Origin of the sequence: Roseburia sp. AF22-2LB, from assembly GCF_003461125.1 — a bacterium.
Classification (GTDB): domain Bacteria; phylum Bacillota; class Clostridia; order Lachnospirales; family Lachnospiraceae; genus Roseburia_C; species Roseburia_C amylophila.
This window is the reverse complement of sequence record NZ_QTWM01000004.1, coordinates 123,402-144,793: the sequence shown is the minus strand read 5'-3', so window position 1 is coordinate 144,793 and position 21,392 is coordinate 123,402. Positions and strand designations below refer to the sequence as shown.

Here is a 21,392-nt window from a genome sequence, read left to right as displayed (position 1 = left end):
TTTTACTGTCTATTGCTATTCTGATGTATGATTTCCAATATCCGCCGCAGTTCTTCTGCATCTATCTGTCCCGGTGCGCTGCTCTTTCCGGCTGCACCAAAGGTAACTGCCGAGCCAAAGATTTCTCCGCAAAGACGGCTGATTAAGCCCTCTCCTGCCATAGACATGGTAATAACAGGTGGCTTCCCTGTTTCCTTCCAGCTTTCCGTTACCGTAAGCAGTGTTAAAACATCCTTGCTGCTTTGTGGCATAACGGCAATCTTTGGAATATCTGCGCCAAGTGCTTCCATTTTCTGAAGTCTGACAAGGAGTTCTTCTGCGGCCGGTGTTTTTTCAAAATCATGATTGGATGCAATGACTTTTACATTATTGCTATGTGCTGCCTCTACTACTGCCTTTACAACAGCATCCCCGGAAAATAATTCCACATCCACGCAGTCCACAAAGCCGGATGCAATTGCTGCTTCATTTAAGCTTTGGTATGCGCCGTCGCTTAAGGCAGCTTCTCCGCCTTCCCTGCTGCTTCGGAAGGTAAATAAAACTGGAAGTTCTCCCAAACATTTACGAAGCTTTTCTAACAGTGCTACTACTTTTTTACTGTCTGCAACTTCTTCATACCAGTCCACACGAAATTCCACCAGATCCGGTTTTGCAGCCTTCGCCCGCTCTGCGCCCTCTAATATTTCTTTTTCCGTCTTTCCTACAACCGGAACACAAATCTTTGGCATTCCGTTCCCGATTTCCAATGTCCTGATTCTGACTACCGACTGTTCCATTTCTTACTCCTTATCCTACTGGAAAAACTTCTCTTTTACTTCCCGTACCGGCATCTCTTCTCCGGTGTACAGGCGGAATGCAGCAACACCCTGCCACAGTAACATTCCTTTTCCATTGAGACAGGTACAGCCTGCTTCTTTTGCTTCCCGGAGTAATCTTGTCTCTTCCGGATTATAAACGGCATCTGCAACCACCAGTCCCGGACGGAATGCGGATGTATCTTTCACAACGCTTTCTTTTTCCATCGGTTTCATTCCAACGATTGTTGCATTGGCAAAAATGTCAGAGCTTTGAATCTCTTCTGTCATCTTTGCAGTATCTGCAATGTCATACACATTTACCACAATGCCCGGCACTTCTTTTCTAATCTTCTCTGCTGTTTCCAGTGTTCTTTCGAAGAAGTCATCTTTGATATTGAAAATGCTGATTTCTCTTGCCCCGTCCAGCGCACACTGTACCTGAATGGCAGTGGCTGCTCCGCCGCCTCCTGCTACTGTGATTTTCTTTCCTTTTATCTCAATTCCATGGTCTCTTAAATTGCCTACAAATCCTTCACCGTCTGTCATATGTCCGATTAATTTTCCATCTTCATTTACTATGGTATTGACTGCTCCGATAATCCGGGCTGCCGGTGAAAGCTCATCCATATATTTTGCAGCTTCTGTCTTACATGGCATCGTTACATTGCAGCCACGCATGTGGAAAAGGCGCATGGCATCCAAGGCTGCCTTTACTTCTTCTACTTTTATATCGAATGCTACGTATGCATAGTCTAATCCTAATTTTTCAAAGCTATAGTTATACATTGCCGGGGAGCCTGAGTGTCCTACCGGGGAACCGATCAATGCCAATAATCCTGTATGTCCTGTTATTCTTCCTTTTCCTTCCATGTCTTCTCTCCTTCTGTTCGAAATGATTCTGTTCGGGTGATTAGAAAAGACCGAACCAAAATAAATCTATCGTTGCCGTCATTGGCGGTGTTCCTTTTGTAACAGGAAATGCCATCGTTCTAAGACACTGCATTTTGCTTTTGTGATTTAGCCGGTCTTTCCAATGTTTGACAAGATATCTGTGCTGTGCGCCGGAATGCGGATGCATGGAGCAGACTGCTAGGGGCACTTGGAATTTCGTCGGCAAACCGGCAACACTGGCACAGGGATGCGCCAGTGAGGCGCATCTTAAGCATGGATGCGAATATGCGCCGGTTGCCGGACGAATTCGTAACTTTATCGAAATTCTTAGTGCCCCTTGCAGGCTTGCTGTGGCATCCGCCTCCGGCGGACAGTGCAGATATCCCGTCAAAGCAGGCGGAAAGACAGTCTACTACAAGCAAAATGCGTATCTAAGAACGATAGGACATTTCCTGTTCATCAAAAGAAAACATCCCCCAATGGCAGCAACAATACCATTTATCTGATTTTATCTTTTCTAATCACCCGAGTGAAACTCTTTTTCTATCATAGCTTTTTTTCCATGCCATGGCAATATTTATCAGAAAATATTCTGTCCATTCCGGTAATTATCCCACATGGCGCTGTTCGCCCGTTTTACTTCCTGTTCAAACTCCCGGGCAGATATCAGCTTGCAGTCCTGGCCGCGGATAATCATCTGCTCTAAGCCATCGGAGGTTGCAACCGTTACATCATAATGATTGTGATGTTCGTGGGCAAAGCGTTCAATGTACTGGTCTGCCGTTTCTGCTTCCTTCGTAAAGACAATATGGATATTGTGATAGTCCAACTGTTCTGTCTTATGTCCGGTCAGGCGGTATGCATCAAACACCACAATGACTTCGCCACCAAAGATGCCCTGATAGTTGCAGAGAATGTCCTGCAATTTGCCTCTGGCTCCATCCAGATTCACTTCTGCCAGTTCATGTAAATCCTTCCAGGCATAAATTACATTGTAGCCATCCACCAGTAGATAGCGTTCCAGTTTTTCCGGCTTGTGGTAAGTGCGGACGGTTGGTGCATTGTTTTCTGCTTTGCGTTTTCGCACAACACCGTTTTTGCGTTTTCCTTCCTGCCGGTTGGCATAGAAGGTCTTTTCTAAAATAGCATCGATTTCATCGGTATCTACCCAGTCCTCTACTACGCCGGGACGGTGGACTTTTATCCGTTCTTCTTTTGTGCCGCCATCTTCTTCTAAAACAGATGGCATATGCATGTGCTCTTTTACTTCATACCACGGCACCAGATAGCCCGCTCCGTGGGCACAGAATACGGAATCTGATGTATTATATAAATCTGCCTCCGGCTGATAACCGATAGCTTCTACCACCTCATCCTGATTCTGGCACACCTCGTAGCCCTGCAATGTGCAGAAGAATTTGCCACGCCCTTTGGCATAGGTATTTAATTCCTTCTGATAATCCGAAAGCTTCGATACCGGGCCGCTTCCGGTGAGCAGTGCCATTCCATTTTCTATCTGCGGAGCGTCCATTCTGCTGTTACGCTGCTCCATATCATGCATTGCACGACCCAGACATTCTTCCGGTATTTCCAGACGAAATGCATAATAAGGCTCAAGCAGTACAGAATCTGCTTCCATCAGTCCCTGCCTTATAGCACGGTAAGTTGCCTGCCTGAAATCGCCGCCTTCGGTATGCTTTGGATGTGCCCGGCCGGACACTACGGTAATCTTCATATCAGTAATGGCAGAACCGGTTAATACGCCCTTATGTTCCCGCTCTGCAAGATGGGTCAGTATCAGCCGCTGCCAGTTTTTATCTAAAATATCTTCACTGCAGTCTGTCTGAAAACACAGTCCGCTTCCGCGCTCACCCGGTTCTAACAGAAGATGCACTTCCGCATAATGGCGCAGTGGTTCAAAATGTCCGACTCCTTCTACAGTATTGCGGATGGTTTCTTTATAAATAATCTTTTCTTCGCCAAAATCCACTACTATGCCATAGCGTTCTTTTACCAGTTTCTGTAAAATTTCAAGCTGTACTTCGCCCATCAGCTTAATGAGAATCTCTCCGGTTTCTTCCCGGTATACAATATGCAATTCCGGATTTTCTTCCTCTAACTGCTTTAATTTTGGCAGCATAACCGCCACCGGAACTTCCTTCGGCAAAACCAGTTTTACACTGCGTACCGGCTCTAAGACCGGAAGAATTGATTCTTCTTCTATGCCAAGCCCTTCTCCCGGATAAGTCTTTGTCAGTCCGGTAACAGCACAGACTGTACCTGCTGCCGCCTCGGATACTGCCTCATATTTTTCTCCGGAATAAATACGGATCTGATTGACCTTTTCCGCCCACTCTTCTTCTCCGGCTTTGCCATTAAGCATGTCCTTTACACGAAGAGTTCCTCCGGTCACTTTAAGATAAGTCAGCCGGTTTCCCTGTTCTTCTCTTGCAATCTTAAAGATTTTAGCACCAAATTTATCCGGATACTGCGGTGTCCTGCCATATTCGTAAAGCCCGTCTAACAGTTCTTCCACCCCCTGCACCTTTAATGCAGAGCCAAAATAGCAGGGGAAAAGTTCCCGCTTTGCAATCATTTGTGCAAGGTCATTGGATGCAAGACTTCCTTCCGATAGGAATTTCTCCATGGCTGCTTCTTCGCACATAGCCGCCTCTTCATAGAAGCCTTCGTTCTGCTCCTGTGTAAAGTCAATGCAGTTGCTGTCCAAATGCTCCTTGATTTCCCATAAAAGAGCCTCTTTATCCGCTCCCGGCTGGTCCATTTTATTGATAAATAAGAATACCGGAACCTGATAAAGTTTTAACAGACGCCACAGCGTTCTGGTATGTCCCTGCACACCATCGGCTCCGCTGATGACCAGCACTGCATAATCAAGCACTTTAAGGGTCCGCTCCATCTCCGCAGAAAAGTCCACATGCCCCGGTGTATCCAACAAAGTGATTGCCATATCTTTCCAGGAAAATTCTGCCTGCTTTGAGAAAATCGTAATTCCACGCTCCCGCTCCATGGCATTATTGTCAAGATATGCATCCTTATTATCCACTCTTCCCAGATGGCGTATGCTTCCGCTTGTATACAACATACTTTCCGATAATGTTGTCTTTCCTGCATCTACATGTGCAAGAATTCCGATTACCAGCTTCTTCATGTTCAAAGGTATCCTTTCTGACATTTTTTTACGCTGTACAACTAGTCCCGGTTCAGCTCGGCTAAAAGCTCTGCCCGCTTGCTTCCAATCAGCAGCTCCTGATTATACTGTAAATAGCGGTCGCAGTTGTGCTCGGCTAAGAATCTTGCGGATTCTGCCACGGTAGCAAGATCTGTTACAAATACCACCATTTCCTGGCCGCCCTCAAATGCCTGCTCCATAAAATCAAACGCATGCTCTAAGGCTGCTGCGGTCTTTTCTTCGATTGTTTCTAATGTCTTTCTCTGGATATCAAAGGCTGCCTTTTTTTCCTCAAAAACTTCTTTCTTTGCCCCTTCGGAATTACGGTACTCTTTCAAGGCTGCAAAGTCGCGGTCTGTCTTAGCCTTTTCTTTTCCATAGCTTCGGAACAGATTCTGTAATCCGTCCAACAAAAGATTGACCACGCTGAGTCTTTCATCAAAAGCTGCATCATAAATCCGGGCAAATACTTCCGGCCGAATCTTTCCTTCCAATATTAACGGAATTCCATAGTCATCCTTATATTTCTGGTATAAATCAAAATATGCTGCCGCATCCTCTGCCACATCCTTATGGTGTAAAAATTCTCCTACAACGGTTTCATCTACCGGAAGCCCCATTTCTTCATAGGTCTGCATCAAAATGCTTAAGTCCTCCCAGCCTCTTGCTGTGACAAACTGCAAGCCGTCTACATCTGCTTCCACCCGGTAGAAATTCTTTGGACGAAGCTCAAGATAGCTTAAAATTGCACCATGGATATGTCTTGATCTGGCATAAGCTTTCCAAACACCAAGGTCTGCCTCTACCTGCATACAGCGGACACGGTCCAAGGTTACCATATCAAATTCCCGCACCGATTTATTGTATTCCGGCGGATTTCCTGCTGCAACAATAATCCAGCCCTCCGGCACTGCCTGATTACCAAAGGTCTTGCACTGCAAAAACTGTAACATGGTCGGTGCCAGTGTCTCAGACACACAGTTAATCTCATCAATGAAAAGGATTCCTTCCGGACAGCCTTCCTGGATTTTCCGGTATACGCTGGCAATAATCTCACTCATGGTATATTCCGTTATGGAATACTCTTTGCCTGCAAATTCCATTTCTTTGATAAAAGGAAGTCCCACTGCACTCTGTCTGGTATGATGGGTAATCGTATATGCTACCAGTCCGATTTTGCACTCCTCTGCAATCTGCTCCATAATCTGGGTCTTGCCGATTCCCGGCGGTCCCATTAATAAGACCGGTCTCTGACGAATCAGAGGAATCTTATATCTGCCCTCATCATCCTTTTTCAAATATGCTGTTACGGTATGTTTGATTTCTTCCTTTGCCTGTTTGATATTCATCTGTTTTCTTCCAATCTATATTATTTCTCTCATGCATTCTGTTCCAGTTCTTCCGGCTCCAGCTGCAGCCGCATTGCCCATGGCGGTACTGCCGTCTCATCATAGGCTCCCAAGAATAAAAATGCGGTCTTATATTCCGGCTTCTTTACCGGATAAATGCCCTTGCCATCGGTAAAGTACAAGAGTCCATCCAGATGCCGGATGCTTCCTTCTTTGATTAGTTGGTTTACATAAGTAAACGCCGGTCGAAAATCTGTATTTCCGCCGCCCACTACCTGAAAGCTTTTTAGCAGCTGCTCCATTTCTTCCTGACTGCTGATTACCTCATCCATTTCCACTTTATCATCGCACTGGATAATCCGGATTCTGCATCTTCGAAAGAAGCTGTTCTGCTGGGATAAAATGCCAAATGTCTCATTTAAAAAGCCTTTGATTAAACTGCCGCTGGTGGAATAACTGGTGTCTACCACCACTACAAATTCCCGGATTTTCTTTACTTCCCGGCTCTCCACCGGTTCTATCAGAGGCATATTCTTATAAAGCCGCAGCCCATAGGTATAATAATTCAAATCATACTCATCGGGATTGCATTTTAATTCTTCCTGTAGTATGGAAAATTTCTGTAAAAATTCCTTATAACTCCGGCGGCTTTTCGCAGCACGGATCTGTGTCATCAGAAGTTCTTCTCCCTTTTCCGGCTCATCTCCATGCCGCTTCTTCGCCATACTGGTCTGCCTTGCTATCTTATTCCATTTATTTCTGGCTGCAGATGCCGCGCCATTGCCGGTTTCCTCTTTCCAGAAACGGTGGTCATCCGTATAAAATTCATGATTTAAGGTAAGAAGCTCTTCCATGGATTTTCCCCGCAGCCAGCGGTATACCACTGCTGCAGAAATCCGCCCTTCACCCTTCAATGCTTCATAGGTCTGCTGCCGCAGAAAGCTTAATGCACGCCTGGTACAGGGCTTGTCCATGCCGTCAATGGTCTGCTCCACTACAATATCGCAGGCAAGATTCCAAAGCTTCGTATCTCTGTTTCCTTTTAAAAATAAGTGTGAAAAAATACAGTGCAATATCGTGTGCAGGTACGCCCGGTTCATAAATGCCGGATTATTCCGGAATACGCGTATTACCTGTCCTGCTGAGAAAAAGAGACTCTCTCCGTCCGTAGCCATTGTCTCTAAGCCTTCCATTGCCTGAGGCTTCAATGCAGAAAGTGCCACATCAAGATATCGCAAATCCAGATAGATTTCACTCCTTGCATGCTGCAAGATTTTTACAGACATATCATTTTCCCATTCGGTCTGGGTCTTAATATGCGCCATCTTCTACTCCTTTCTGCCACTGCATATTTTCTTAATTTTCTGCTGTTTTTACCACTCAATATCATAACAGGAAGAAGCTGCTTCTTCCTTATAATATTTCTGCTGCCAGCTACTTAAGCTGACACTGCCTTCTGCCCAGCCGGCTTCTGCCGCCTGCTCGATTAATGCAGTGATTCCACTCCGCTCCACCACCTGAAGCCGGCATATCAGCTCTAATAATGCTAAATCTTTTTTCTGAATCAAAACATCGCATACCTCACTGGCATGTTCTTTTAAATAAGAAAGATAACGTTCACGGGCTTCTTCCTTTAATTCCACCGGATATGCCAGTCTGCAAAGTGCCATTCTGGCTGCAGTCCACATCTTCTCCTCAATGCAGATCCGCTCAAATATCATATCGTATGCGGCGGCATCTACCATCCGCTCATGAAAACACTGTCTTGCCCGGAAACCTTCCCCCGCAATATTCAGTGCAAATATATGTGCCGGTCCGATTTCTTCATAGGAATCGTAATATTCCGGATAGAAAAATAAGGCTTCCTTAAATTCCACTTCCAAATCAGCCCGAACCTGATTTAAGATAAGCTGTGCGCCACTGGCTTCTTCCATGGAAGAACGAAGCACCAGCCGCTTTAAGCTCCGGCAGTTCATAAAGGCATCGCTTCCTAATTCTTTTAAGAAACGCCCCAAGGTAAGTGTTCGTAATTTGCGGCAATTATAAAATGCCAGATTCCCGATTTGTTCCACGGAATCCGGCAAAGAAATTTCTTCGATATCATTTCCGCATAATGCTTTCATAAAACTGTCCACTCCGCCGATGGTAACGGCATCTGTCGGAACATGTTTGCTTTCCGAAAAACAATATGCGCCTATTCTCTTTACTGTGAATCCATCTATCTGCTCTGGAATTACAACAACCGGTGTCGTCCCATATACACGCTCTATGCTTATGGAATGTTCATCCAGCGGCTGTATCTCATAGCTGTATGCTGTGTTCATCTTACGCTCCAGTTTCCTCATCTTTTCTCTGCTACAATATAACACATCCCCGGTTATCGCACAAGTTCCGTCATTCCGCCTTCTAAAATCAGACGGTTATTTTCATAGATTCCGGCAAACTGACTCATTGGAAGCGGGCTTACCCCCATTCCCACCTCAATGGTATAGCCGGGACGATTGTATTCCTGAATAAACCAGTCTTTGAACCCGGCATAACCAGATGCAGAGGGCGTCTCTTCCACCCGGTATCCGCTGACCTCGCCAAAATATTCTGCAATTCTTCTGGAATCTGCCGGTTCATAGTCAAGATACCGCCAGTAAATCACTTCTCCCTGGGCATGATATGCCAGAATTAACGAAAAATTATGGGCTCTTGTAAATTCATAGACACTGCGGCTTTCCGGTGCCACAAGGGGAGCCTCTCCCACATAATCTCTTGGTGCCGGTGTTGTAAATCCCATGGCAAATTTAATGTTTCTGGCATTTTCCCAGCCCGCCGGAAATTGCAGATTCAAATCAATTCCTTCTATATTGGCTTTCCATCCATCCGGAAATGGAATCTTCGTATAATCAGCTGCAATGCGCTCTGCCTCTTCTAAGGATGCACCCTCTTCTAATACTCCATTCACTAAATCCACACCATCCGGGTTTACCATGGGAACAAGATACAGGGAAAATCCATAAAAAAGCCACGCTGCCTGCACAGTATAAAGCATGCGTCCCGCTGCAAATGCATGGGCATATTCTTCCGCAAATTTAAGCAGGACCGGTGTAGTAATCCATTCGTTGGCATGATATGCTCCACTGTAAAAGACTTCCCGCTCTCCTGTTCCAATCCGAAGATAGGGAATTTCCTTTCCCATCGCACTTTTTCCAATATTTCCCTGAGCCAAGAAAGGATAACGTACCGTAAGCCCTTCCAATATCCAGTCATTGAGATAAGAAGTGTAAGCCACATCTTCTGCTACAAGCGAAAAAGAGAATGGAATTGCAAGAATACTTCCGGTCCGCAGTGCCAGCGGATTTACTGTTGGATTGGCTGTCATAATCGCTGATACACTGGTGTCATAATTTGCCGCAATACCCCATAATGTATCACCGGATTTTATTTCATGCATCGTATATCCTTTTAAATAGGGGAAAAGCTTTCCCCACACTACATCATCTATTTTACAGTTAAATTCTTCCCCGCCCTTTTTCCTTAAAAACTGCCGCAATGCCCTGCAGGTATTCTCTCCCAAAATTCCATCTTTCCTTATGTCATATCCCGCACGGTTTAATGCCAGCTGCACATACTGTACCAGCACGGAGCGTTCTCCCGGATTCAATACTTTCATTCTTTCACCTGTTTCCAGTCCTTCTTATCAGTATATGCAGCTGTTTATAAAATGTGAAAAAGCCTTGCAGTTTTCTGCAAGACTTCTTCTGGTTATGATATATAATACAATTTGTTTGTACCCTACGGAAATGATTTTGTTTTTTGGAATTTACATTCCTGCTAACTGTTTGCCTAAGCTTTCGCATGCAGCGACTGCATCGTCATCCGGTGCTTCCTGACAAATCACACCTTCGCCATTTACAACGGTTGCTCCTGCGCTTGTCATACGGTCTACCCAGTCACGCATCCACTGTCCATCGCCCCATCCGTAAGAACCGAATAATGCGATTTTCTTTCCTGCTGCAAAGCCTTCTACTTCTTCAACGAATGGCTCCATCTCGCCTTCTTCTAAGACTTCTGCACCCATTGCAGGACATCCCATTGCAAATACGGAAGAAGCTTTTAATGCATCCATATCAGCTGTACTTACATCAACAACCTCTGCTTCTTTGCCAGCTGCTTCAATTCCTCTTCCAACAGCCTCAGCCATTGCCTGTGTGTTTCCTGACTGTGTCCAATAAACTACCTGAATCTTACTCATTTTTTCTACCTCCTAAACAGCCGCTTTCTGCGGCATGCTGTCATTATAAATACCAATGATGTCCCGCATTCCCACTCCATTGGAGAGAAGCTGGATGATGGTCTCTTTTTCCATATCATAACGTGCGAAAAGACGTTTCTTTTCCGGAACGTGCGCATACACTTTCCAGTAACCCTGATAGAGTGCATTCTGTCCATTCTGTTCCATAAATCCTCTTACATCTTCTACCGGATAGCCAAGCAGTACTCCCATCTCATGAGGGAAGCCCGGCTCGCCGCACATATAACCCTGGTAACGTTTCTGAAACGTGCTGAGAATATTTCCGAGCGTAAAGTCCTGATAACCGGACTCCTGCAGCAGCTCCCGTATCTCTTTACGCATCAGATACGCCTCCAACGGTTTCTTCCGGAAAAGAAGGTAACGAGCTTTTTCCCTGGTCCTGAGCAGTAGCAGGAATGAAATTCCGGATTTTCTCAGGCACTGTTTTACCGCATCCTCCATGCCTGTTGAAACGACTAAGAGATTGGATATCTTTACTCCTGCGATCAATGGGGCACATTGTAACGCTAACTGCGTCTCTGCATTGTGTAAATCCATCTGTTGTACAATTTCCAGAATTTCTGTACTCATAGCTTCTTTTCCTTTCGTTCTAGTTAGTTATTTCTAACTTGTGTTTATCATAACTAATTACATTTCTGTTGTCAACATAAAATGTGCGTGGTGAGAATTCTTTATCATATTAAGAATTTCAGTTAGTTTGATATGGTTTTAGTTTGGCTGGGTGGGATGAAAATATACTTGTATAAAAATACCAGCAGTTTCGCTGCAATATTACATTTTCAAGTTCTACTCTACATTCTTCAGTGCTTCGTCCATCGGTATCTTCCGAATCTTCCGAAGGCAGAACAATGCCACTACGAAGTATGCTGCCAGTACCATAAGCAGTATTTTCCAGTAGATGTTCGGGTCATAGTAGATGCTCAGCCAGCCGGAGTAATCACTCATCATTGCCCGGTAGATGACATTGATAGTTTCTGTAGCAATTGCTTCACCCAGGATAACGGATATCACCACAATCCAGGTGGTGGCTGTCAGATACAATTTTCCGATTTCTCGGGTGTTGTAACCCAATATCTTAACCATGGATATGGATGAAGCATTCCGCTCGATAATCAATTTTGTCATCAGGTAAATAAGGATTGCTGCCAGTGCAACAGAAAATACATTCATCAGATAGAACATGCCACCCATAGATACATCAAGCTGTCTTGATACCTTAGTGAGGTCATCTTCTGTAATGGTCGTCATGATATAGGCATCCTCAATATCGGTAATCTTCTTATCGGAGAAATATCCATTGAAATAATCCTCCTCTTTGTCAAATACATCCCGATATTCCTCTTCCGGCATAAAAATTGCCACCGCTGCCGGATACTCATAGATTCCAGCCACCTTAAACTTGTATTTCTTATCTCCATAAGTTTCCTTTAACTCAATGGTATCGCCTTCTGCGAGCCGGTATTTTTCTGCATAACTATCCGAAATGTAAACACCTTCTTTTGGGAAATCAATATCAACATAAGCACTGTCTTTTTCAACTCCATAGACGCTGACCTCTTCGCTGCTGAATTCTGTCGGCATTGTCTTTAAACTACCGGCAAGATAAGTCTCTGCGCCATCTGTTTCCGTTGGAACCGGTGCTTTTAATACATACTGATAATCTGCAAGCATGTGGGACAGCACTTCATCCTGATAATGCTCTAAAAGTGGTGACATCATCATGCCGAAAACCAGCAGAATTTCTGCAAAAGCAATACCGATAAATAAAGTCAGGTAGCCCGCACGGTTCTGTAAAATAATACGGATACGGAAGCGGTTAAAGAATTTGAAATGCGGCAGTTTTACTGCTTTTTTCCGCTTTCTTCTGCTCAAATCCCTGCGCAGGAAATTCAGTGGTGAAATACGCAGTTTGGAAGAAATCAAAAGCAGATTTATAACAATCATTATGATTGCCGGAATCACCGTTGTCAGGATAAACGCATCACCATTCCAGATGGTATGGTAGGTCGGCAGACTATAGCTTCCATAGTACAAATCTGCTACCATATTTTTAAATACGGTATAGCCAAGTATATTTCCAATAATTGCTGCTACGATTGTCACCAGTACCGGAAGATGCAGATAATGCCGCAGCAGTTCTCCTCTGGTATAGCCGGATGCACGCAGCGTTCCGATGACTGCCGCTTCTTTTGTAATCGTATTATTGGTGGTAACTGCAAAGACAAATGCCATAATCGCTATCAGGATATATAACAACGTCATTACCATTGTTTTGTCTCCACCCATATCATCTCCCGTAAAATGAATTGCCTGATTGGAAAATGCCGGTATGTATGCTGCTATTGCCGCCTTACTGCCCAGCACTTTCATAAAATCTTCTGCTTTCTCTTTTGCTTCCGTATCATCAGCCGGAGTTTTTTCATATTTCCAGGAATAGCTGTAATGGAGATTGCCGGTGCCATAAGCATCAAAGGCATCCTCTGTGGCAATGGCAACGCCAAATTTTATGGCATCAAACATCAGATCCTTGCTATCGGAAAACAGCGCACTGTAATCCGATAATGCCACCAGACCACTGATGGTCTTTTTCTCGCCGCCTACTTTAATGGTGTCTCCTACTTTCAGGGAATTATTGTCCGCATACATCCGGTCAATTGCAATTTCATCTTCCTGCTGCGGCATTTCTCCATCCATCAGACATACTTTATCCACTTCGTTTCTTGGTTTGAAAATACGGAGGGTACTGTCTGACTTGCCATTTACCACCTCTTCTTCCAGATAGTAATTCTCATAAATTGTTACGCCTTCTTTTTCCAGTTCTGTAAGCAGCGTATCGTCAGCTTCTTCCATCAGTTCGAAATTACCGTCTTCAATATTGTACTTTTCAAAACTCTCATTATAGGCAGTTATCATACTGCTTCCTGCCACCAGAAATCCCGATACAAATCCGATAGTAGCTGTCAGGAACAGGAAAATCACAAGATATTTTCCAAAATCTGTTTTCAATTCCCTTGGAATTCGTTTTCTTAATGGACTCTTCACTTTCATCACCGCCTTTACCAGTCAAGTTCCTGTGCAGGAATCTTCACTTCATTGGTGTAATCCTTTCGAATCTGTCCATCACGCAGCTTAATGACACGGTCTGCCATGTTTTTGATGGCATCATTATGGGTAACCATAATAACGGTATTTCCATATTTCTGATTTACATCCTCAATCAGCTTCAAAATCTCTTTGGATGTATTGTAATCCAGTGCTCCGGTCGGCTCATCACAGAGCAGAATATCCGGGTTCTTTACAATGGCACGACCAATGGCTGTACGCTGCTGCTGTCCACCAGATAACTGGTTTGGCAGCTTATGACGATGCTCATAAAGTCCCAGTGTCTTAAGCAATTCGTCAATGTCTAATGATTTATCACTCAGATATGCTCCTACCTCGATATTTTCCTTCACATTGAGGTTTGGAATCAGATTATACATCTGAAATACATATCCTAAATGGCGACGGCGGTAATTCGTCAGTGCCTTTTCGTTCATATCTGCTGTTTTCTCTCCATTGATGGAAATATAGCCGCTGTCTGCACTGTCAATTCCTCCGATAATATTCAAAAGTGTTGATTTACCGGAACCGGACGGTCCTAACAATACGCAAATCTCGCCTTTTTCAACAGAGAAATTAATTCCCTTCAAAACTTCTGTTTTTGCCTCTCCCTGTCCAAAACTTTTTTTCAAATCCTGAATCTCCAGAAACATATTCATCCTCCTTTTTCTTTTCTGACTCTTTTTTCAGTTCTTTTATTTTGTTACTCCTGCTTCCCTCTTTCCCAATGCTGTACTATTTCCGACTTCCTGTTAGATTTTTGTAACTTTTGTTAGTATAGACTATCTGTTTGGTAAAAGAAAGGCGTTTACTGATTCTTTTTCTCAATAAACGCCTTTATACTATTTCTTTGCAATGCGCAGTGTCCGCATGGAATTTAAAATTGCAATGACAGATACACCTACATCTGCAAATACTGCTTCCCACATATTGGCAATACCAAATGCACCGAGTATCAGTACAATTGCTTTTACGCCAAGTGCAAATACGATATTCTGATGCACGATGGAAAGTGTCTTTCTTGCAATCTTCACAAGAGATGCAATCTTTCGCACATCATCATCCATAAGAACTACATCTGCAGCTTCAATGGCTGCATCGGAACCCATACTTCCCATTGCAATTCCAATGTCTGCTCTGGTCAGTACTGGTGCATCGTTGATGCCATCACCCACAAATGCAAGTTTTTCTTTCTCATGCTGTTCTTTCAGAAGTGCCTCAACCTGACTTACTTTGTCACCCGGCAGTAATTCTGCATGCACTTCATCCAGTCCCAGTTCATCTGCTACTGCCTGTGCTGCTGCCTTACGGTCTCCGGTCAGCATAACGCATTTCTTCACGCCTACCTTCTTCATGCTATGGATAGCTTCTTTTACGCCTTCCTTAATGGAATCGGAAATTACAATGGTTCCGGCAAATGCGCCATCTACCGCAACATAAATTACGGTTCCAGCACTGCTGTTTTCGGTATAGGAAATATTCCGGGCTGCCATCATTTTGGCATTTCCAAGCCATACTTCTTTTCCATCTACAAATGTATGAATTCCATGTCCGGCAATTTCTTCTGTTCCGGTTACCCGGTTCATATCCGGTTCTTTGCCATAGGCTTCACGCACGGAATTAGCAATTGGATGATTGGAATATCCTTCTACATGGGCTGCAAGCTCTAAGAGTTCCTCTTTGCTTCCATTTACCGGAAGTACCTCAGATACCTTGAACTCGCCTTTGGTCAGTGTACCGGTTTTATCAAATACGATAGTGGTCATCTCAGCCACTGCCTCTAAATAGTTACTTCCTTTTACCAGAACACCTAAGTTAGAAGATGCTCCGATACCACCGAAGAATCCCAATGGGACTGAGATTACAAGGGCACACGGGCAGGAAATAACAAGGAAAATACAGGCTCTCTGAATCCACTCAGCCCAGCCGCCGCCCAAAATAATCGGTGGCAGGATTGCAAGAATTACTGCTCCAATGGTAACAACCGGAGTGTAATATTTTGCAAATCTGGTGATAAAGTTCTCCACTCTTGCTTTCTTGCTGCTTGCATTCTCCACCAGTTCCAGAATCTTGGATACTGTGGAATCCTCGAATGCTTTTGTTACTTTTACCTTTAAAGTACCGCTTCCATTGACACAGCCGCTGATGATTTCATCACCTTCTTCTGCTCTTCTTGGAACAGATTCTCCGGTCAGTGCCGCGGTATCGACCATGGACTCACCTTCTACTACAATTCCATCCAATGGAATACGCTCGCCCGGTTTTACCACGATGACTGTGCCGATTCCCACATCATCCGGATCTACCTGGACTAATTTTCCGTCTTCTTCCACATTGGCATATTCCGGACAAATGTCCATCATATCTGCAATGGACTGTCTGGATTTTCCAACTGCATAGCCCTGGAAAAGTTCTCCAATCTGATAGAACAGCATAACTGCAACACCCTCGGAATACTCCCGTACTCCAAATGCTCCAAACGTTGCAATCATCATCAGAAAGTTCTCATCAAATACCTGTCCATGACTGATATTCCGGAACGCTTTAAAAATAATATCATAGCCAATCAAAAGGTATGGTACCAGATAAATAATAAAAATCAGGACTGGCTGTGTAATCTGTTCTAAGACACCAACGTGTTCTAATACCAGAAGTGCTACAAACAGCACTGCAGTAACCAGAATACGTTCCAGCATTTTTTTCTGATTCTTTGTCATAAGCTATCTCCTATCGCAGAATCCGGCAGTCCGGTTCTACCTTTGCACATACTTTGGCTACTTCATCCATAATTTCTTCAAAACGCTCATCTTCTGCATCGATGGTCATCTTCTGTGTCATGAAGCTTACTACAGCATCATTGACTCCTGGGATTTTCTTGATTGCATCTTCCATTTTTGCTGCACAGTTTGCACAGTCTAAGTCTTCCAATTTAAATTTTTTCTTCATTATAATATCCTCCTCATTCTTCAATATGTTCTCTGCCCTGGTCGATAATGGTTCTTACATGTTCATCTGCCAGTGAATAAAATACGGATTTTCCTTCCCGCCTGCTGCTTACCAGCTTCGCCTGTTTTAAAATCTTAAGCTGATGGGATACTGCTGACTGCGTCATGTTCAACGTCTCTGCCAGATCACACACACATACTTCCGAGCCAAATAATACAAACAGGATCCGGATTCTGGTAGAATCACCAAATACTTTAAAAAGCTCTGCCAGATCATATAATTCATCTTCATCCGGCATCTTCTCCCGTGCCTTCTTAAGAAGCTCTGCATGAATGCAGTTTTCTTCACAGCATTCTACATCGTTCATTGCCATCTTCTCACCTCCAGGTCGTTTTAACATATGAGCATTTGTTCATATGTTCATAATACGCTTGGGATTTCAAATTGTCAATATGAAGTTGGAAATTTTTATAAAAAATTTTTCTATGATATACTCTTATATCTATATTCAGGCAGGACAGCCTCCTGCCACATACAAAGGAGTATTTATTATGCATGATTTTAACTTTGAAATGAACCAGTATTTAACCTACTGCCGCACCCAGAAACGCCTTGATGGCAAAACCTTAAAAGCATACCGCATCGACCTTACACAGTTTGGTGTCAGCCTTGCGGCTGCTTTTCCTTCTCTCTCCAGCATATCCGAACTTTCTCCCGCCATATTAGAATCCTATATTGCAACTCTTCATGAACAATTCAAACCGAAAACTGTGAAACGAAAGCTTGCCTCCCTTAAGGCCTTCTTTCACTATCTTGACTACCGCGACCGCATTGTCTCCAACCCTTTTAACAAATTGCATATCAAATTCCGGGAACCGGTGATTCTGCCTAAAACCATTCCGCTTCCTACGATTGAATTGCTTTTATCTTCTATCTATCACCAATACTCCCACGCTGCCACCGATTTCCAGCGTAAAAATGCGCTCCGGGATGCTGCTGTTATCGAGCTGCTCTTCGCCACCGGCATCCGAATCTCTGAGCTGTGTTCCATCACACCGGATGACATCAACCTTTCCAACCGGACTCTGCTTATCTTCGGCAAAGGTTCCAAAGAGCGGCTCCTCCAGATTGGCAATGACGATGTTGTCCACACCCTGCTGGAATACCGGAAATGTTACCTTCCTGATATTAAGCGTACCAACCGCTTCTTCGTCAACCAGGCAGGGCGTCCGCTCTCCGCCCAGTACGTCCGCCGAACCATCCGGAAATACTGCAGCCTTGCTTCCATTGATATGCACATCACTCCGCACATGTTCCGCCACACCTTCGCCACCAGCCTCTTAGAAGCCGATGTGGACATCCGCTACATCCAGAAAATGCTTGGTCACAGTTCCATCCACATCACGGAAATCTACACCCATGTTTCCACCGCAAAGCAGCGGGACATTCTGATGAACAAGCATCCGAGGAAGGATTTCAGGGTGGAGTAAAAGATAAAAAGGACTGTTAGAATTGGCAGTATTGCTTTTCTGGCAGTTCTTTTTATTCATATACTTATTCATTCTTTTGTTTTCTTTGTTTCATTCTTGGAAGGAGTGTTGTCATTGTTTGTATAACAGGATTTAAATGAACTATAACTGATGGATAATCATGTATTATCAGTCAATTAGGATAAAAAAGGAGGACTGTGAATGAGCAAAGTATTGGAAGAATATAACCAGCTATGTAGAGAATTAGATGAATTTGAAAAAAATAAAATTCCGCTTTGTGCAGCTGAAACATATATTTCTGATTTTTCTAAGCAGGCATTAATTTCTAATTTTGAAGGAAAATATTCATTTGTCGATACAAATGGCAATAATGCTTTCGTCGGTGGAACATATGTATTTAGATTAAATGAATTATTAAAAAAGGAATGTCAGTTATTATTCAATGCCAAATATACTAATGCAGATACAGTAACAGGAATTAATTGCTTTACAGTATGTGCAATGTCACTTTTAAAGAATACAGACTCCGTTCTTATAACCACTCCAGATCAAGGAGGACATGCCTCTATACCTATTATTCTAAATAAACTTGGTATTAATTATGAAGCAATCCCTTATGATTATGATAATTTTCAAATTGATTATGAACAATTAAATAACTTATGTAAATCGGGAACATACAATTTTCTAATATTTTGTCAATCGGATATTATCAATCCACCCGATATGTCTAAAATATCATTGCCTGATTCAATGGGGATTATTTATGATGGGACACAAACACTGGGGCTTATTGCCGCTGGTGTATTGGAAAATCCTTTAGAAAACATCAACAATATAGTTCTGATTGGAGGTGCACACAAAACATTGCCTGCGCCTGCATGTGGACTTATTATGACTAATTGTAATTCTTACCAACAGTGTCTGCAAACAAATATTACTCCCAAATATTTAAGAAATACTCAACCAAATCATATAGCGGCTTTATTACTTGCTCTTATTGAACAAGAAAATTTCGGAAAATTATATCAAAATTTGACAGTAAAAACAGCAAATCAACTTGCTGAAGAACTTTCTGTTTTAGGCTTTAATGTTGCAAAATTGAAAAGTAACAAATATACATATACACATCAGTTATTCATCTTAATGAGCCAGTCGGACACTAATGATTTTTATCAAACAGCCGAAAATTATAATATTACATTAAATAAAAAACATAAACGCTTATTTGCTAATGATGGTATAAGAATAGGAACTCAAGAAATTGCACGCTATAACTGGAATTTATGTGATATTAAAATGCTTGCACAACTATTATATGCTATTAAGAACCATAATGAGCAAGCGATTCTTGATTATAGAAAGCATTTAATATCATTGAAAACTCCAACTTTTACATTTGAGGATATATCTATAAAATAGGCATTATCCTTGAATCAATTTGTTCTTGTATTTCTGTGGCATTTGGATCATTTAACTCAATATTTCTTATCCTATGCCGCACTTTACAAGAATAAACATTATCTTGGCATAGGCGACTAATTTCATCATCAGGCATCAATTCATAATTCAATTTAATTCCTTTTACTTTAATTAAATAGTATATCATCAAATTCGTTTGTATCCTAATGTTATCGTCGATTGTTACATCCATACAGCGTTTATATTCCAATATGGATTTATCATATTGTTGATACAACCTATATATTTCGGCTTTGATAAAATACGCATTTGCCCGAAGTCGATTATTTTCTCCTTCATACACTTTAATCACTTCATCAATGCTTTGAAGTAATATATCTTCTTTTTTAGGTTTCTTATCATAAAAAAGAAATATTGGTTCATAACGCTTTAATTTATAATTGTCTTGATCATCGCGCTTCAAAGAACTATTTGATGCTTTGTAAAACTTCTTTTTAAATTCTTCAAGCGAATTATCTGAAGAATATGGAACACTTAAATCATTGATGAAATATTTTGCTGCCAAAATACCAAGTGAATCAACTAAAGCAGCAAAAGAATTGTCTTTAATATTATTTAATATTTCAAGAGCTTCATTACAATTCCAAAGATGCTTATTATAATGTGCTTTTTGTAATTCGATTTTAAAACCTTTATTATATTTTTTATACATTGGTATTTCAATAATAGATAATGTATCTAATGCTGTTTCATATTGATTCAACATATGTTCGCAGTTTGAAAGTATAAAATTATATTTATAGGTTAAATGCATATTACTATTAAAATCATTTTTATATTCTGCCTCGAATTTTGACAGATTCTTTCTGGCTATCTGATATTTTCCTACAATAATATCTAATTCTATCTTATGAAGACATTTTTCATATTCAGTTGGTGTATTATTTGATATATCTTTAATCCACGATACACCTTTTTGTTCACTAAGCAATGCTGTGATTCGACCAATATTTCCGTCTGTCAATTGAAAAAGTGTATTGATTTCAGTTTGTGTAAGTGTACTAATATTAGGATATATTTCACCTATTTTACGCTGCAACTCATCAATATGCTTTTGAGGAAACTCAGACATAGTATGTGTTGTTAGTGCCAAATCAACTCTTTGTTTTAAAATATAAATCATTTGAAAATGAAACTGTTTTTGTTTGTCTAAAATGATACTAATTTTTACCACATGATCAAAGATTAAGACAGTCTTATTCGTGACGATATTATCTATAAAATATTTATTAAATTCATTATCCGTCAAACTATCCATATCCAAATAGTCTGCCTTTACATAATGACATTTGCACTGTATATTTTTGAAATCTGAATCGTTAGGATTATTGATAAAATCACAAAGTCGTTTTGCCATCCAACTTTTTCCACATTGTTCCTCGTTTCCAGCGATTTCAACACAATGTTCATTAATATTTAGAATTCGAATAATATCCTCTAAATCGCTCATCCGATCTGTAAATATCGATTCCGTTAATCTATTTTTTCTAGCATTCTTTAATTGATGCCATTCTCTAATAAATGGAATCGCCGAATATACAGCCGGAATCATAACTATAACTGTTGAAAGCACTCCAGCCCACAAAGTGCTATATGCTATAAAACCTATTATAGTAGCAAATATAGCAAGAGCAATCAATGAACCATATAATAAACATGTCGTTTTTTTCACATTATCTTCCTCTCTTTATCCTAATTGACTGATAATACATGATTATCCACCTATTTGTAGCAACTACCATTCTCTCTTTAAACTATATTTGCCTACTAAATCATCACCTTACATAAGAAATTTTTTATGTAAGTTAAATTTTCATAATTTTTTGATATGCAAATAAAAAG

The 21,392-nt window shown here is 41.9% G+C and carries 18 protein-coding genes; 3 read left to right on the top strand and 15 right to left on the bottom strand.

Annotated elements, in window-relative coordinates; all coding sequences use genetic code 11:
* Positions 1-2: 2 nt before the first annotated feature.
* Positions 3-776 (bottom strand): type I 3-dehydroquinate dehydratase, encoded by a 774-nt coding sequence (aroD, locus tag DWX96_RS07930; protein WP_118057200.1) that lies wholly within the window; start codon positions 774-776, stop codon positions 3-5.
* A gap of 15 nt (positions 777-791) precedes the next feature.
* Positions 792-1,667, bottom strand: coding sequence for a shikimate dehydrogenase (gene aroE / locus DWX96_RS07925; RefSeq protein WP_022243991.1), 876 nt, complete (start codon positions 1,665-1,667; stop codon positions 792-794).
* 206 nt (positions 1,668-1,873) lie between these two features.
* Here aroE and DWX96_RS07920 point away from each other — a divergent pair, with 206 nt between their 5' ends.
* Positions 1,874-2,194, top strand: a complete 321-nt coding sequence (locus DWX96_RS07920) for a hypothetical protein (protein ID WP_118057199.1) — start codon at positions 1,874-1,876, stop codon at positions 2,192-2,194.
* Between the two features lie 74 nt (positions 2,195-2,268).
* Here DWX96_RS07920 and DWX96_RS07915 read toward each other — a convergent pair whose 3' ends face one another.
* The 12 genes from DWX96_RS07915 to DWX96_RS07860 form a co-directional block, all read right to left on the bottom strand.
* Positions 2,269-4,857, bottom strand: coding sequence for a translation factor GTPase family protein (locus DWX96_RS07915; RefSeq protein WP_118057198.1), 2,589 nt, complete (start codon positions 4,855-4,857; stop codon positions 2,269-2,271).
* 41 nt (positions 4,858-4,898) lie between these two features.
* Positions 4,899-6,227: an AAA family ATPase gene (locus tag DWX96_RS07910; protein WP_117842028.1), complete on the bottom strand. Its 1,329-nt coding sequence runs from the start codon at positions 6,225-6,227 to the stop codon at positions 4,899-4,901.
* A 29-nt stretch (positions 6,228-6,256) separates the two neighbouring features.
* Positions 6,257-7,552 (bottom strand): vWA domain-containing protein, encoded by a 1,296-nt coding sequence (locus DWX96_RS07905; protein ID WP_118057197.1) that lies wholly within the window; start codon positions 7,550-7,552, stop codon positions 6,257-6,259.
* Between the two features lie 48 nt (positions 7,553-7,600).
* Positions 7,601-8,572 (bottom strand): leucine-rich repeat domain-containing protein, encoded by a 972-nt coding sequence (locus DWX96_RS07900; RefSeq protein WP_118057196.1) that lies wholly within the window; start codon positions 8,570-8,572, stop codon positions 7,601-7,603.
* A gap of 32 nt (positions 8,573-8,604) precedes the next feature.
* Positions 8,605-9,888 (bottom strand): M14 family metallopeptidase, encoded by a 1,284-nt coding sequence (locus DWX96_RS07895; protein ID WP_118057195.1) that lies wholly within the window; start codon positions 9,886-9,888, stop codon positions 8,605-8,607.
* Between the two features lie 150 nt (positions 9,889-10,038).
* Positions 10,039-10,470, bottom strand: coding sequence for a flavodoxin (locus DWX96_RS07890; protein WP_022243985.1), 432 nt, complete (start codon positions 10,468-10,470; stop codon positions 10,039-10,041).
* Positions 10,471-10,482: 12 nt separating this feature from the next.
* Positions 10,483-11,100: a DUF3793 family protein gene (locus DWX96_RS07885; RefSeq protein WP_117842031.1), complete on the bottom strand. Its 618-nt coding sequence runs from the start codon at positions 11,098-11,100 to the stop codon at positions 10,483-10,485.
* Between the two features lie 216 nt (positions 11,101-11,316).
* A complete protein-coding gene (locus DWX96_RS07880) occupies positions 11,317-13,578 on the bottom strand; it encodes an ABC transporter permease (protein WP_334294261.1) in 2,262 nt (753 codons plus the stop codon).
* A gap of 8 nt (positions 13,579-13,586) precedes the next feature.
* A complete protein-coding gene (locus DWX96_RS07875) occupies positions 13,587-14,285 on the bottom strand; it encodes an ABC transporter ATP-binding protein (protein ID WP_117698032.1) in 699 nt (232 codons plus the stop codon).
* Positions 14,286-14,474: 189 nt separating this feature from the next.
* Entirely contained in the window at positions 14,475-16,349 is a 1,875-nt protein-coding gene (locus DWX96_RS07870) for a heavy metal translocating P-type ATPase (RefSeq protein ID WP_118057193.1), read from the bottom strand.
* 10 nt (positions 16,350-16,359) lie between these two features.
* Positions 16,360-16,578, bottom strand: a complete 219-nt coding sequence (locus DWX96_RS07865; protein ID WP_117698031.1) for a cation transporter — start codon at positions 16,576-16,578, stop codon at positions 16,360-16,362.
* Positions 16,579-16,591: 13 nt separating this feature from the next.
* The gene (locus tag DWX96_RS07860; protein ID WP_117698030.1) at positions 16,592-16,951 is read right to left on the bottom strand and encodes an ArsR/SmtB family transcription factor; all 360 of its coding nucleotides are present in this window, start codon (positions 16,949-16,951) and stop codon (positions 16,592-16,594) included.
* A gap of 178 nt (positions 16,952-17,129) precedes the next feature.
* Here DWX96_RS07860 and DWX96_RS07855 point away from each other — a divergent pair, with 178 nt between their 5' ends.
* Together DWX96_RS07855 and DWX96_RS07850 are read left to right on the top strand one after the other, a co-directional pair.
* A complete protein-coding gene (locus tag DWX96_RS07855) occupies positions 17,130-18,068 on the top strand; it encodes a tyrosine-type recombinase/integrase (protein ID WP_118057192.1) in 939 nt (312 codons plus the stop codon).
* A 201-nt stretch (positions 18,069-18,269) separates the two neighbouring features.
* Positions 18,270-19,490: an amino acid hydroxymethyltransferase gene (locus DWX96_RS07850; protein ID WP_118057191.1), complete on the top strand. Its 1,221-nt coding sequence runs from the start codon at positions 18,270-18,272 to the stop codon at positions 19,488-19,490.
* On the opposite strand, the gene DWX96_RS07845 is transcribed toward DWX96_RS07850, so the two are convergent.
* Positions 19,480-21,222, bottom strand: a complete 1,743-nt coding sequence (locus DWX96_RS07845; protein ID WP_118057190.1) for a hypothetical protein — start codon at positions 21,220-21,222, stop codon at positions 19,480-19,482. The genes DWX96_RS07850 and DWX96_RS07845 overlap by 11 nt on opposite strands.
* Between the last annotated feature and the right edge of the window lie 170 nt (positions 21,223-21,392).

Bases quoted from the DNA above. Each gene is read 5' to 3' on its own strand.
- DWX96_RS07860 (WP_117698030.1), bottom strand. From the start codon at position 16,951: ATGGCAATGAACGATGTAGAATGCTGTGAAGAAAACTGCATTCATGCA.
- DWX96_RS07905 (WP_118057197.1), bottom strand. From the start codon at position 7,552: ATGGCGCATATTAAGACCCAGACCGAATGGGAAAATGATATGTCTGTA.
- DWX96_RS07910 (WP_117842028.1), bottom strand. From the start codon at position 6,227: ATGAATATCAAACAGGCAAAGGAAGAAATCAAACATACCGTAACAGCA.
- DWX96_RS07865 (WP_117698031.1), bottom strand. From the start codon at position 16,578: ATGAAGAAAAAATTTAAATTGGAAGACTTAGACTGTGCAAACTGTGCA.
- DWX96_RS07855 (WP_118057192.1), top strand. From the start codon at position 17,130: ATGCATGATTTTAACTTTGAAATGAACCAGTATTTAACCTACTGCCGC.
- DWX96_RS07890 (WP_022243985.1), bottom strand. From the start codon at position 10,470: ATGAGTAAGATTCAGGTAGTTTATTGGACACAGTCAGGAAACACACAG.
- DWX96_RS07875 (WP_117698032.1), bottom strand. From the start codon at position 14,285: ATGTTTCTGGAGATTCAGGATTTGAAAAAAAGTTTTGGACAGGGAGAG.
- DWX96_RS07850 (WP_118057191.1), top strand. From the start codon at position 18,270: ATGAGCAAAGTATTGGAAGAATATAACCAGCTATGTAGAGAATTAGAT.
- DWX96_RS07895 (WP_118057195.1), bottom strand. From the start codon at position 9,888: ATGAAAGTATTGAATCCGGGAGAACGCTCCGTGCTGGTACAGTATGTG.
- aroD (WP_118057200.1), bottom strand. From the start codon at position 776: ATGGAACAGTCGGTAGTCAGAATCAGGACATTGGAAATCGGGAACGGA.
- aroE (WP_022243991.1), bottom strand. From the start codon at position 1,667: ATGGAAGGAAAAGGAAGAATAACAGGACATACAGGATTATTGGCATTG.
- DWX96_RS07920 (WP_118057199.1), top strand. From the start codon at position 1,874: ATGGAGCAGACTGCTAGGGGCACTTGGAATTTCGTCGGCAAACCGGCA.
- DWX96_RS07900 (WP_118057196.1), bottom strand. From the start codon at position 8,572: ATGAGGAAACTGGAGCGTAAGATGAACACAGCATACAGCTATGAGATA.
- DWX96_RS07880 (WP_334294261.1), bottom strand. From the start codon at position 13,578: ATGAAAGTGAAGAGTCCATTAAGAAAACGAATTCCAAGGGAATTGAAA.
- DWX96_RS07870 (WP_118057193.1), bottom strand. From the start codon at position 16,349: ATGACAAAGAATCAGAAAAAAATGCTGGAACGTATTCTGGTTACTGCA.
- DWX96_RS07915 (WP_118057198.1), bottom strand. From the start codon at position 4,857: ATGAAGAAGCTGGTAATCGGAATTCTTGCACATGTAGATGCAGGAAAG.
- DWX96_RS07885 (WP_117842031.1), bottom strand. From the start codon at position 11,100: ATGAGTACAGAAATTCTGGAAATTGTACAACAGATGGATTTACACAAT.